We start from the raw sequence: 11,962 nt of genomic DNA, 5'->3' as shown, positions 1-11,962 counted from the left end.
TCATGCGGCAACCCGAACCGGATTACCAGGGGCCGGCCGTCGTCGTGCTCGGCGATCGGGAATTCGCCGTCCGGGTGCGGCTGCGCGGCCACTGCCAGCCGATCGACGGCATCTACCGCTGGTACGGACGGATCGATCCGGATCCCGCGCTGGATGCGGCGGCCGGCAACCGCAAACATCGCGTCGAGTTGCGGACCCCGGAAGGCACCGCGGCCGCGATCCTGGGTGATCGCGACTTCTGGGGTCGACTGCGGCTGCTCGGACACAGCGCACCGCCGTATCGGATCTCGACAGTGGACGACCTCGACGCGAGGATGACCCGGTGAATCTCGCACGCCGCACCATGAACAACCCGGTCTTCGCCCTGCTCTACGAGCGGGCGTGGCGGCCGACCAGTTTCCTGCTGGCCACCGGGCGGACCATGCACGCCGATCGCCGTGAAGCGGTGCGCGCCCTGCGCCTCGGCGCGGGCGACCGGGTGCTCGACATCGCCTGCGGGCCGGGCAATTTCACCCACTATCTGAGTGAACACATCGGCGACGGCTATGCGGTGGGCATCGATTTCTCGGTGCCGATGCTGCGGCAGGCCGTGGCCGACAACTCCGGACCGCGAGCCGGCTACGTCCGCGGCGACGCACGCCGGCTTCCGTTCCCCGACAACAGCTTCGACGCGGTCTGCTGTTTCGGTGCGTTGTATCTGATCCCGGATCCGCTGGCCGCTGCCGCCGAGATGATCCGGGTGCTCGCGCCCGGCGGCCGCATCGCGATCAGCACCAGCCATCGCCCGCAGGGCTGGGTGGGTCGGGTGTCGAGCGCGGTCGGTGGCGCGGGCGGGCTGCGCGTATTCGACCTCGACACCTTCCCGAAGCTGTTCGCCGAATACGGATTGGTGGATATCGAACAGGAAGTGCACGGACTGCTGCAGTACGTCAGCGCCCGGGCGGCCTACGCCGCCTGACAGCCGGTGCCTTGAAATATGTGGCGCCACAGTGATTTACACAGCTATACCGCTCATCGATGGGTGCGTATTCACAATGCGTCGCCGCGCGCCGGGCACCGGCCGCTCCGGTAAGCTCGCCGAGGGAAACTCTCGGGGCGGAAGGGGATCATCACGGTGCCGATTCCGGAGACCGGTCAGCATCTGGCGCGCGAGTTGTACGCCGCGGCAACAGGTTCCGGAGCCGAGGTGTTCGAGATCGCCGAGGACACCGCCCGCAATCTCGCGGCGGCCTGCGACCGGCTCGTCGAGGATCTCCACGCCGCCGCCCGCAGCGGTGGCGCGGTCCCGGCCGCGGTGCGCGGCTTCGGCGAACTCGCGTCCGGCCGGGCCCTGGCGCGCGGATTCTCCCGCAAGAGCGGCGAATACCTCGACACCGTCCTCTCGTTCCAGCAGACGGCGCTGCTGTTCAAGGCCGCCTATCTGGCCGCGGGAAAACATTTCGACGAGGCCGAGGCCGCCAACCGCGCGGCGCTGGCGCTGATCCGGCCCGAGCCGGGAGCCTGACGTGGCCGACGCGTCGCGCTTCGATCCGCCCTTCGTCGCGGATCGGGAGGTCTACGGCTCCTACAGCCACCGGCAACTCTGGGAGCTGGTGCACGAGGCACTGGACCCGGCCGCGCTGGGCGAGGCGGCGGCGGCCTGGCAACGGCAGGCGGACGCCGTCGCCGCGGCGTTCCGGACCTTCGCCGACACCACCCACGCCGAATTCGAGCGCTGGTCCGGGCACGCGCGCGCGGCGGCCGAGCCCGCGACGGCGGCCTTCATCGAAAGGGGCGCCGCCGCCGCCGAGGTCTGCACCCGGCTGCGACACCTGCTGGAGGCCGATGCCGAAGCGGCGCAATCCATTCGAGACGCGCTACCGGCACCGTCGAACTATGTCCCGCTGCCCGACCCGGTCGCCGAAGTGGTGCACGGCGGCGCCCGCCGGATGACACACGACATCGCCGCCGCCGCGGCCCTGGCCGACGCCCGCGACATCATGACCTTCCGCTACAACACCACCCTGGCCGCCTCCGGCGATCGGGTGCCGCGCTTCGTTCCCGCACCCCGGCCGGATTCGGGTGGGGGTCACCCGTAGTGAAGTGGGTGCTGACGCCGGACGAGTTCGCCCACGTGTGGGCCACCGAAACCGATCTCGACCGCCGCCCGTATCCGGTGAACATGATCCCGGAATCCACCGTGCGCACCGAAACCGAATATGCCGCACTGGGTTTGCGCACCCGCTACGCGCGCAACACCGATCCGGATCTCACCGCCGCACTGCTGCTGTGCACCCGGCCGGACGCCACCACGATCACCGTCTCCGGCCGGCGCTCCACACCGCCGGACGAGCCGGAACTGATCCTCGCCTTCGCCGCCGTCGTCCACCGGCACGCGGGATTGCTGATCGCGCGGCCCGATGCCGTCACGGTCGCCGTCTGCCATGCGCGCGGGCTGGGCGAACGGCTGGTGGCCGCGATCGGCTCGGCGCCGGCGGGCAGATGCGGGCCGATGCGCGAGCCGCAGCAGGCGGTACTCGACACCGGGACCGACGCCCGGCCCGGCGGCGATATCGGCACGCCGCAGGACCCCGGCGCCGCCCGTTTCCGCCGCACCCTGCGCGCGCCGGTCGACGCGCGCGGATTCATCACCGTCACCGTCGCACCGGACAATCCGATGTCGCCGCCGACGCGGCATCGCACCTGGCTCGACGTCACCGGCGACGGCCGCTATCTGCTCACCACGGCCGCCGAGCTGGTGCTGACCCCGGTCGACGACGCCGAATTCGCCGCGCAGTTGACGAGACTGGCCGGAATCGGCTGACTCGCGACCCGATCACCGCCCGGCTGTCGGGGCCGCCGACCATACTCGACGGTTATGGCGAAATCTCCGTGGACCGAACCTGCCACCACCGCGTTGCGAGCAGCCGGGGTCCGGCTCGATTCCTACGATCCCTCCGCTACTCCCGGATTCACCGGCGACAAGAAACGCGGCGAGAAATTGCTGTCCGCACGCGGCGAGGTGCTGTCGGATCTGCAGGAGATGCTGTTCGCGAACGGCCGCTCCGGTGACCATCGCAACCTGCTGCTCATCCTGCAGGGTATGGACACCGCCGGGAAGGGCGGCGTGGTGCGCCACGTGATCGGCATGGTCGACCCGCAGGGCGTGCGGCATGCCGCCTTCGGCGTTCCCACCGACGAGGAACGCCGGCACCACTATCTGTGGCGAATCCGCAACCGGCTGCCGGCCGGTGGGCAGATCGGCGTCTTCGACCGGTCGCATTACGAGGACGTCCTCGTGGTGCGGGTGCAGAATCTGGTGTCGCGCGAGGTGTGGGAGCCGCGCTACGACGAGATCAACGAATTCGAACGGGAGATCAGCGAGGCCGGCACGACGATCGTCAAGGTCGCGATGTTCGTCTCGCTGGACGAACAGAAACGCCGGCTCGGCGAGCGGCTGGAACGCTCGGACAAATACTGGAAGTACGACCCGAGCGATATCGACGACCGCGCCCTCTGGCCCGAATATCAGCAGGCATATCAGGACGTGCTGGACCGCACCGATACCGAGCACGCGCCGTGGTACGTCGTCCCGGCCGACCGGAAATGGTTCGCCCGCCTGGCGATCACCGAATTGCTCATCGACGCACTGAGCGGCCTGAAGCTGACCTGGCCCGCGCCGCACTTCGACATCGAGACCGAGAAGGCGCGGCTCGCGGCGAGCTGATCCGCATGGAGACACCGGTCACCGCCGGGAAGATTTCGATCGGAATCTCGGGGATCTCTCAGGTTGAGCGGGAATCATGTGGTGCCGAGTGTGCCCGGCGCGGCGGCCCGCTGATCATGCGGCACCGCGACGGCGCGGAGGACGGCCCGTACGATCGCAGGCGGCGCCCGGCCGCACGAGGTCGCACACATACACGTAACACAGGAAAGGCGTGGTGAACTCCGAGGTGAGCAAGAATCCGCGTGGGAAGAACTCGCTGACGGCGATGCGAGGCGGAGATCGCACGCGCACGATCCTGATTCAGGTGGGTGTCGCGGCCGTGCTGATCGCGCTCATCGCGGCCATCGGCATCAGTATCGCCGTCAAACAGTCCAACAAGAACGACACCGGGCCGGTGCCCTCGGTCGCCGCGCAGCCGGCCGCACCCGACGCGGTCACCGGATCGATCACCGACAAGGGCGAGATCAAGATCGGCAAGCCCGGCGCCAAGGTCGACATCCGCGTCATCGCCGACCTGCAGTGCCCGGCCTGCAAGATGTTCGAGAGCGCCAACGCCAAGGCCATCGAGGACGCGGTGAACGCCGGCACGGCCAGCGTTCGCTACAACATCATCGCCTTCCTGGACCAGTCCTCGGGCGGCACCCGCTACTCCTCGCGCGCGGCCAACGCCGCCTACTGCGTGGCCGGCTCCGACCCCACCAAATTCCTGCCGTGGCTGACCACCATGTACGAGCAGCAGCCTCCGGAGGGCGGCACCGGCCTGCCCGACGAGAAGCTGGTGCAGATCGCCCAGGCCGCCGGATACACCGATCCGGCCGTGGCCGAGTGCATCACGTCGGACAAGTACGACAAGTACGTGCAGAAGACCACCAAGGACGTGCTCAACAGCGGCATCAAGTCCACGCCGACGGTGTACGTCGACGGTAAGCAGATCACCAGCTCGCAGCAGCTGATGCAGCCCGACGGTCTGCGCCCGGTGATCGAGGCCGCGGCCAAGTGATCACCGCCCGGCCCCGCCCCGCGTGGCTGCTCCTGCTCGGCACTCTGCTGGGCTGGCTGGCCGCGGTGACACTGACGATCGAAGATTTCAAACTGCTGAAGGATCCGTCCTATCGGCCGTCGTGCAGCATCAACCCGATCCTGTCCTGCGGTTCGGTGATGGCGACCCATCAGGCGTCGGTGTTCGGATTCCCGAATCCGATCATCGGCGTGACGGGATTCTCGGTGGCGGTCACCATCGCGGTGCTCGCGGTCGCCGGTGTCGCCCTGCCGCGCTGGTTCTGGGGCGGGCTGTGGATCGGGCTGATCGCCGGAATGGGCTTCGTCTTCTGGCTGATCTTCCAGAGCCTCTACCGCATCGGCGCACTGTGCCCGTACTGCATGGTGGTGTGGACGATCACGCCGATCTGCCTGGCGGTGGTCACCGATCAACTGTGGGGCGGGGCCCGCGGGATCATGGGCATCATCGCGCAGTGGCGGTGGACGATCGTGGTGGTCTACTACGCGATCGTGCTGCTGCTGGTCTTCCTGCGCTTCCAGGACTACTGGCTCTCGCTGTTCTGATCAGTTGGGCGGGCCGGCGGCCAGCGTCACCGCGAGCGCGCGGTGAGTGCCGTCCGGCTCGACCAGATCCAGCCGGATCACCTCGTCCGGCCGGCGCACATTGAGTGCGGCCTTGAGGCTCCGCGCCGAGGTGACCGGAGTGTCGTCGACCGCGACGATCACCTCGCCGGAATTCATCCCGGCCGCGAAGGCCGGCAGCCCGTAGATCGCCACGTCCACCCGGGCGCCGGTGGGTTTGGCATCGGAGGTCAGCACACCGAGAGTCGCGGTCGGGCCGACGTGGACGGTATCGGTGGGAATGCCGGTGCGGATCTGGCGCACCACGCTCAACGCCCGATCGATCGGCACCGCGTATCCGCTGGCCCGGCCCTCGGAGCGGGACAGTTCTCCCGAGGCGGCGGTCACCACGCCGATCACCGCCCCGGACCGGTCGACCAGGGCGCCACCGGACTGCCCGGAAACCACCGGCGCGGCCACCTCGATCATGCCGATCAACGCCTTGCGCGACAGATCGGCGGCATCGCGCGCGACGATCGAGGCATCCAGCGCCGTGACCGTGCCCGGTGTCGCGGTCGGGGAACCGGTTCCGCCCGCATTGCCGATCGCCAGCGCCTGATCACCGACCCGGACCCCGGCGGAGCTGCCGATGCGGGCCACCGCCAGCGCCGTCGCGCCGGTCAGTGACAGCAGGGCGATATCGGCGTCGGAGTCGTAGCCGAGCACCGTCGCCGGATAGTGCCCGCCGTTGCCGAGATCGCCGACGGTGATGGTCTCCGCCCCCTTCACCACATGGTGGCTGGTCAGGATCTCCCCGCCGGGACTGAGCACGATGCCCGAACCGGCCGCGCCCATCCCGCTGGGCCGGATCGACACGTTGATGTTCACCAGTTCGGGTTCGACCGCCGAGGCCACCGCCGCGGGGTCCATCGGCGGCACGGGCGGGCCGAACAGCGCCGAGGTGGAGTGGCCGGCGGGTACCGCCCAGCGCGGCAGATCGCCGCGGTAGCCCAGAAACGCCGCGCCGACCAGGGCCATGACGAGCACGAAGACGACCGTCGACAGCCACCCGCCGCGAGCCGGACGCGATTGCCGGCCCGAATGCTGCTCGTCCATCGCCGCTCCCGATTCTGCATGCCCGGGGTGGGCTGGCGGAGTTTGTGCTTTTATGTGTACCAAATCGGCGGGGCGCCCGGTATCACTCCTGCAATGCCGCCACCGCGAACATCAGCGCGGCGCCCGCGATCGTGCAGAACAGCACGGCCCGCGACGGCCGGCCCGAATGTGCTTCCGGCAGAATGTCACTCGTTGCCAGATACAGCAGGAATCCGGCGAAATATCCCAGATACAGGCCCGCGACGTCGGCGGGCACCCGGATCACCGTGCCGATGACCGCACCCGCCACCGGCGCCAGCGCGTCCAGGACCAGCAGGGTCAGCGCCCGCCGCCGTGCGTTGCCGTACAGCGTGGGAATGGTGAAGGCGTTGAATCCGTCGGCGAAATCGTGCGAGATCACCGCGATCGCGACCGAGACGCCCAGGGCCGTCCCGGTCTGGAACCCGACGCCGATGCTCAGGCCGTCGAGCATGCTGTGGAAGATCAACCCTCCGGTGGCGACCAGGCCGACCTGGGGAAAGTCGTGGGTGTGGCGGCCGAAATCCTGTTCGTGACCGACGTGGATCGCCATCTCGCGTTCGATGATGTGAATGGTGAAGAAGCCGATCACCGCCGCCACGAGTACCCCGGGCACCCCCGCGACGAGCTGACCGGATTCGGCCAGCGCATCGGGAATCAGGTCGAAGGCGACCACACCGAGCATGATTCCGGCGGCCAGCCCGAGGATCAGCCGCTTGCGCTCGCCGATACGCGCGGCCACCAACCCGCCTGCCAGCGTCGAACACATCGAGAGCAGGGCCAGCAGGATCGCCACCGAATCAGCATCCGATATCGGCGCGAGCCCGCCGAGCACATCCGACCGGCGGGTCGCCTGGTGGGGATAGTTTGCATAGGCAACCATGCGGGGGTAGGCATGAACGCATGACCACAGCTGCCGCGTATTCCGTGTCCGCGCCCGACGGGCGGTTCACCAAGACCACCATCGAACGCCGCGCACTCGGCCCGCACGACGTGCTGATCGATATCAAGTACGCCGGCATCTGCCACTCCGACATCCACACCGCGCGCAACGAGTGGCACGGCACCAGGTACCCCTGCGTCCCGGGTCACGAGATCGCCGGCCTGGTCGCCGCGGTCGGTCCGGAGGTGACCGAGTTCGCGGTCGGCGACCGGGTCGGGGTGGGCTGCATGGTCGATTCGTGCGGACAGTGCGAGCCCTGCCTGGCCGGTGAGCAGCAGTACTGCGTGCGCGGCGCCACCATGACCTACAACGGCACCGTCCCGGAGGAGATCCAGGCCGGCGGCTACACCCTGGGCGGGTACTCGACTCAGGTGGTGGTGACCGACGGCTTCGTGGTGGGCATTCCGGAGGGCATCGGACTCGACGAGGCCGCGCCGCTGCTGTGCGCGGGGATCACGCTGTATTCGCCGCTGCGGCACTGGAACGCCGGTCCCGGCAAGCAGGTGGCCATCATCGGCATGGGTGGCCTGGGCCATGTCGGGGTGAAGATCGCCGCCGCGATGGGCGCCGAGGTGACGGTGCTGAGCCATTCGCTGAACAAGGAGGACGACGGCCGGCGGTTCGGCGCGCACCACTACTACGCCACCACCGACCGCCAGATCTTCCGTGATCTGCGCAACCGATTCGACCTGATCATCAACACGGTCTCGGCCGATCTGCCGATCGACACCTATATGCGCCTGCTGAACCTCGACGGCACCATGGTGATTCTCGGCCTGCCCGATCAGCCGCTCGCGGTGCGGCCGTTCACTCTCACCGGCAACCGCCGGTCGCTGGCCGGTTCGAATATCGGCGGCATCCCGCAAACCCAGGAGATGCTGAACTTCTGCGCCGAACACGGCATCGGTGCGGAGATCGAGGTCATCTCCGCCGATCGCATCGACGAGGCCTATGAGCGCGTGGTCGCCAGCGACGTACGGTACCGGTTCGTCATCGACGCCGCCACCATGTGAATTTCGAGGCGACGCCGGCGTCCGCGCGCTCGGCGTCGTCACCGGACGGCGAAACCGTGCCGTCGCCGGTCGGCGGCAGCGAGCCGGCGGCGGATCGCGCCCCGCTGTCGCCGGATGACGCTGCCGTGCCGCCGACCGGTGATGCTGCCGCGCCTGCGGCCGATGACGCTGCCGCGCCTGCGGCCGATGACGCTGCCGCGCTTCCGGCCGATGACGCTGCCGCGCCTGCGGCGGTGCGGTGCAGCAACTCCGTGAGATTGCGGCGCACCCGGCCCATCTGCGCCCGGCTGTGATCGTTGGTGTCGTATTCGACCTGCACCGTCAGCCGCTCGCCCAGGGTGAAGGCGGTCAGCTTGGGCGGCATCCCGGGCCCCATGGCGAGCAGGTTGTCGCGCACCAGCCGGACCCCTTCGGGGACGATGTGGTCCGGCACCCGGCCGATGTTCGACAGCGCGATACTGGGCTGTTCCGCGAGCATCCGGGCGGTGGCCTCGTCGCGAATGTATCTGCCCGCCAACGCCACCCGTGCGGGGTCGCGACGCTCGAGCGCCGCGCGGACATCGGCGTGCACCACCTTCCCCAGGTCGAACGGATCGGCGGATTCGGCCACCGCCAGGAGCGTGCCCCAGCCGGAGGCGCAGTTGAGCACCGTCTCGTCGGGCAGCCACGGGTCCAGGGCCGCCCGCATATCGGCGGCATAGCCGCAGACCATCGGTAGTGCGCCGACGCCGCTCAGTTCGGCTCGCACCGCGGCCAGCGCACACCCGCTCAGCAGGGCGTTCACCCCGATTCCGGCCGCGCGCGCCGCCGCGGCGAAGGCGGCGGTCACCTCCGGTTCCAGTTCGATCCGCTCGGCGACGAACAGTCCGCGTCCCGATCCGGCCGTGCCGTCGCGCGGCAGGCGCGCGGGCGGCTCACCGATGATCGTGCGCATCGCCGCGAGCAGTTCGGCGACCTCCGCTTCGGAGACGACGGCGGTGAGGTGCTCGTCGACCGCTTGCGGCAGTTCGTGATTCGCGCGCACCGGCAGCGGCGCGCCACGGCGGTGGGCGGTATAGCGCCGCCACATCTCGTCCAGCAGCGCGAAAGCCGAACGGCCGTCGGTGATTCCGTGGTGGATGACGAGCACGATGCGGGTCCGGCCGTCCTCGCGGAACACCCGCGCGAAGAACAAGCCGTCGTCCCACGGTTGCGGCTGATTGACGAAGTCGACGTATTCGATCTCGCCGCCGGGGCTTTCGGTGACCGGGGGACGGTAGCCCTCGACGTGGCGGAGCACGAGCATGTCGCCGTCGTCGACTCGGCCGCAGCTGAGCAGCGGATGTCCGGCGGCCAGTTCGGCGAGCGTCGTGCGTAGCAGTTCGGTGTCGAATTCCCCCTCGACGGTCGATCCGATGAACAGCGCCATTCCGCCGACCGGTACGGAACCGAAGGTGGCGTGTTCCTGGAAGTAACCCGATTCGAAGGGCGATATCGGACGTTGCGTGACCATACCGAGAACCATACAACCGTTTCAAACAGTTGTCACAAACATTTGTTTGAAACATGCGTCAGCGAGCACTTGCTACCCTGCCGACGTGGGAACACGCGAGGATCTGCTCTCAGCCGCCAAACACTGCCTGGCCGAACGCGGCTACGCCCGGACCACCGTGCGCGATATCGTCGCCGCCTCGGGGAGCAACCTCGCCGCGATCAACTACCACTTCGGCACCCGCGACGCCCTGCTCACCCAGGCCATGATCGAATCGTCCGCCGAGGCCGTGCAGCAGATCCTCGACGCGCTCGCCGAGAGCAGCGAACCGCATCCGGCCGAGCGACTGCTCACTTTCCTGAGGCGTCTCATCGCCACCTTCACCGACCAGCGGGCGCTGTGGGCGGCCAATATCGAAAGTCTCGCCCAGGCATTGCATTCCGGTGAGGTCAAGGCCGACATCGCGGCCAGACAGCGCGAGGGAAAAGCGGCACTGACTCGAATGTTGTTGCCCACCAGAGATATCGAGGACGACGACGGCGGTCCCATCGGCGTGCTGCTCTGGACGCTACTCGACGGCCTGCTCGTCCAGTGGTTGCTGGACCCGAAGTCCGCCCCCTCGGCCGAGCAGCTCGTCGCCGGTCTGCGGATCCTCGCCCCGATGCTGTAGCCGCCGGAAAGGACGCGGCCGTCGGCGAATCGCGCCGGTCACGCGGGCCGGCACACGGTCGTCGGCGCACCGGCACCGACGAACCTCACGCGCCGAGGACCACGCGAAACACACTCCCCGTTCCCGTGGTGACCAGCAGCGCACGGTCGTCGGTGGGGATTCTCGAGACCGAGGTGGCCGGCACGCCCAGGTCGGCGACCGTGCAGACCCCGCCGGTGGCCGGGTCGACGCGGACCACGCGAGCGGTCGTGGTCGCGACGTACAGCATGCCGTCCGGGCCCACGGTGAGATCATCGGGCAGGGCGGTCAGCGGGAGAGCGTCGACGGTTACCGAGGCGACGGTCGTCCGCGCCTGCGGAGCGTCGATGGGGATGCGGACGATGCGGCCGTCGAGGCTCTGATAGAGGGTCGCGTAGAGCGAATCACCCTGTGACACAATGCCGTTCACACCGGCGGCGGCCGCGCGTGCGGTCCAGTCCGCGTCGACGGAGCCGCCGGGCCGCACCTTCACCACGCCGTGCGCGGTATCGGCGACATACAGATTGCCCGCCCCGTCGAAGGTCGCGCCGTTGGCCATACCGAGACCGGAGACGTAGACCTGCGGCGCCGGATGGTCGGCGCCGGGATCGAATCGCACCACACCGGAGATGTGCGCGCCGGGCAGCAGTCCGGCCGACGAGTCGCCGAAGACGACGTACAACGCACCGTCGGGCCCGAGCCGGATGGCGCCGGGCGCGTCCACCGGCACCTCCGCGGTGACATGACCCGCGGAATCGTAGCGCTGCACCACATTTCGGAAGACCCGCGAAACCCAGAGGTCGCCTCGGGCGTCGTAGCCGAGGTTCTCCGCGAAATCCAGCAGCGGAGCCGAGGCGGGCAGCACCTGCTCCACCGATGCGGCCCGACAGCCGGGCGCCTCGGCGTGCACCGGGGCGAGCGTGGCCGGAAGCACGGCCGCGGCGCTCACCCACACTGTCGCGAGGACACCCACACCCACGACGTGTCCGACGCGGTTCGCACCGGCCCGGCCGAGCCGAGAGATCCGTCGCCGGCCGCAGTGTGCAGCCCACGGGAACGAACCACCCATCACGGCCCTCCTGCCGCTCGCCTGCGTACCCGTGCGACCGCCTTCGCACCCGGGCGTCGACGCCACCCGGACCGGTCGGCGGGTCCGGCAGAATCCTACGTGCCGCGGTCCGGAGACGCCCGGGCTCGGGCGCACCGACCACACCCGCACAGCCGCCCGCCGCAACACGGTGGTGCAGGCCGCGGTCGACCGCAGTCCGGCTCATATACGTCGCGTGGCTTGTAAGCGACTGTGTACCTTGATATTCCGACGCGCTACGACCCACCGTCCGCGCCCCGCGCGACCCCGCCGGCTCCCGCCCCGATTCGCCGGCACCGAACTCCGCTCCCGACCGCCCCGCACAGCGTAAGGTCGACCCTGGAACCGGTCCGGACGGTC

The 11,962-nt window shown here is 69.2% G+C and carries 14 protein-coding genes; 10 read left to right on the top strand and 4 right to left on the bottom strand.

Features of this window, described 5'->3' with window-relative positions:
* Positions 1–2 precede the first annotated feature (2 nt).
* The 8 genes from AC5592_RS22990 to AC5592_RS22955 all read left to right on the top strand — a co-directional run bounded on the left by AC5592_RS22990 (position 3) and on the right by AC5592_RS22955 (position 5,269).
* Positions 3–326 (top strand): DUF4873 domain-containing protein, encoded by a 324-nt coding sequence (locus AC5592_RS22990; protein ID WP_063065432.1) that lies wholly within the window; start codon positions 3–5, stop codon positions 324–326.
* A complete protein-coding gene (locus AC5592_RS22985; RefSeq protein ID WP_063065409.1) occupies positions 323–958 on the top strand; it encodes a class I SAM-dependent methyltransferase in 636 nt (211 codons plus the stop codon). The genes AC5592_RS22990 and AC5592_RS22985 overlap by 4 nt, the downstream gene beginning before the upstream one ends.
* Positions 959–1,114: 156 nt before the next feature.
* Entirely contained in the window at positions 1,115–1,504 is a 390-nt protein-coding gene (locus AC5592_RS22980; protein ID WP_036506110.1) for a hypothetical protein, read from the top strand.
* 1 nt (position 1,505) lies between these two features.
* Positions 1,506–2,078 carry a hypothetical protein gene (locus AC5592_RS22975; RefSeq protein WP_063065408.1) on the top strand — a complete coding sequence of 191 codons (573 nt, stop codon included), beginning with the start codon at positions 1,506–1,508 and terminating at the stop codon, positions 2,076–2,078.
* The gene (locus AC5592_RS22970; RefSeq protein ID WP_063065407.1) at positions 2,078–2,803 is read left to right on the top strand and encodes an ESX secretion-associated protein EspG; all 726 of its coding nucleotides are present in this window, start codon (positions 2,078–2,080) and stop codon (positions 2,801–2,803) included. Before AC5592_RS22975 ends, AC5592_RS22970 begins: the two co-directional genes overlap by 1 nt.
* Before the next feature lie 54 nt (positions 2,804–2,857).
* The gene (locus tag AC5592_RS22965; RefSeq protein ID WP_063065406.1) at positions 2,858–3,706 is read left to right on the top strand and encodes a polyphosphate kinase 2 family protein; all 849 of its coding nucleotides are present in this window, start codon (positions 2,858–2,860) and stop codon (positions 3,704–3,706) included.
* Positions 3,707–3,920: 214 nt separating this feature from the next.
* Positions 3,921–4,706: a DsbA family protein gene (locus tag AC5592_RS22960; protein ID WP_232329507.1), complete on the top strand. Its 786-nt coding sequence runs from the start codon at positions 3,921–3,923 to the stop codon at positions 4,704–4,706.
* A complete protein-coding gene (locus AC5592_RS22955; protein ID WP_051025213.1) occupies positions 4,703–5,269 on the top strand; it encodes a vitamin K epoxide reductase family protein in 567 nt (188 codons plus the stop codon). Before AC5592_RS22960 ends, AC5592_RS22955 begins: the two co-directional genes overlap by 4 nt.
* Here the strand turns inward: AC5592_RS22955 and AC5592_RS22950 are convergent, their stop codons facing one another.
* Both AC5592_RS22950 and AC5592_RS22945 read right to left on the bottom strand, forming a co-directional pair.
* Positions 5,270–6,382 carry a S1C family serine protease gene (locus tag AC5592_RS22950; RefSeq protein ID WP_063065405.1) on the bottom strand — a complete coding sequence of 371 codons (1,113 nt, stop codon included), beginning with the start codon at positions 6,380–6,382 and terminating at the stop codon, positions 5,270–5,272. It lies immediately after the preceding gene.
* A gap of 82 nt (positions 6,383–6,464) precedes the next feature.
* Complete coding sequence (locus tag AC5592_RS22945) at positions 6,465–7,283, bottom strand: ZIP family metal transporter (RefSeq protein WP_232329506.1); 819 nt, start codon at positions 7,281–7,283, stop codon at positions 6,465–6,467.
* A gap of 20 nt (positions 7,284–7,303) precedes the next feature.
* On the opposite strand from AC5592_RS22945, the gene AC5592_RS22940 reads away from it, so the two are divergent.
* Complete coding sequence (locus AC5592_RS22940) at positions 7,304–8,356, top strand: NAD(P)-dependent alcohol dehydrogenase (RefSeq protein ID WP_063065404.1); 1,053 nt, start codon at positions 7,304–7,306, stop codon at positions 8,354–8,356.
* On the opposite strand, the gene AC5592_RS22935 is transcribed toward AC5592_RS22940, so the two are convergent.
* Entirely contained in the window at positions 8,334–9,848 is a 1,515-nt protein-coding gene (locus AC5592_RS22935; RefSeq protein ID WP_198163916.1) for a phthiocerol/phthiodiolone dimycocerosyl transferase family protein, read from the bottom strand. The genes AC5592_RS22940 and AC5592_RS22935 overlap by 23 nt on opposite strands.
* Positions 9,849–9,933: 85 nt before the next feature.
* On the opposite strand from AC5592_RS22935, the gene AC5592_RS22930 reads away from it, so the two are divergent.
* Positions 9,934–10,497: a TetR/AcrR family transcriptional regulator gene (locus AC5592_RS22930; protein ID WP_063065402.1), complete on the top strand. Its 564-nt coding sequence runs from the start codon at positions 9,934–9,936 to the stop codon at positions 10,495–10,497.
* An 85-nt stretch (positions 10,498–10,582) separates the two neighbouring features.
* On the opposite strand, the gene AC5592_RS22925 is transcribed toward AC5592_RS22930, so the two are convergent.
* On the bottom strand, positions 10,583–11,494 hold the full coding sequence (locus tag AC5592_RS22925; protein WP_063065401.1) for an SMP-30/gluconolactonase/LRE family protein: 912 nt from the start codon (positions 11,492–11,494) through the stop codon (positions 10,583–10,585).
* Positions 11,495–11,962 lie beyond the last annotated feature (468 nt).

It is taken from the genome of Nocardia violaceofusca NBRC 14427, assembly GCF_963869435.1.
GTDB classification, from domain to species: Bacteria; Actinomycetota; Actinomycetes; order Mycobacteriales; family Mycobacteriaceae; genus Nocardia; species Nocardia aobensis.
Note: the sequence above shows the minus strand (reverse complement) of the source record. Positions and strands in the feature narration are given on the sequence as shown.

Coding starts and splice junctions, on each gene's coding strand:
- AC5592_RS22945 (WP_232329506.1), bottom strand. CDS start 7,283: ATGGTTGCCTATGCAAACTATCCCCACCAGGCGACCCGCCGGTCGGAT.
- AC5592_RS22940 (WP_063065404.1), top strand. CDS start 7,304: ATGACCACAGCTGCCGCGTATTCCGTGTCCGCGCCCGACGGGCGGTTC.
- AC5592_RS22990 (WP_063065432.1), top strand. CDS start 3: ATGCGGCAACCCGAACCGGATTACCAGGGGCCGGCCGTCGTCGTGCTC.
- AC5592_RS22965 (WP_063065406.1), top strand. CDS start 2,858: ATGGCGAAATCTCCGTGGACCGAACCTGCCACCACCGCGTTGCGAGCA.
- AC5592_RS22950 (WP_063065405.1), bottom strand. CDS start 6,382: ATGGACGAGCAGCATTCGGGCCGGCAATCGCGTCCGGCTCGCGGCGGG.
- AC5592_RS22935 (WP_198163916.1), bottom strand. CDS start 9,848: ATGGTCACGCAACGTCCGATATCGCCCTTCGAATCGGGTTACTTCCAG.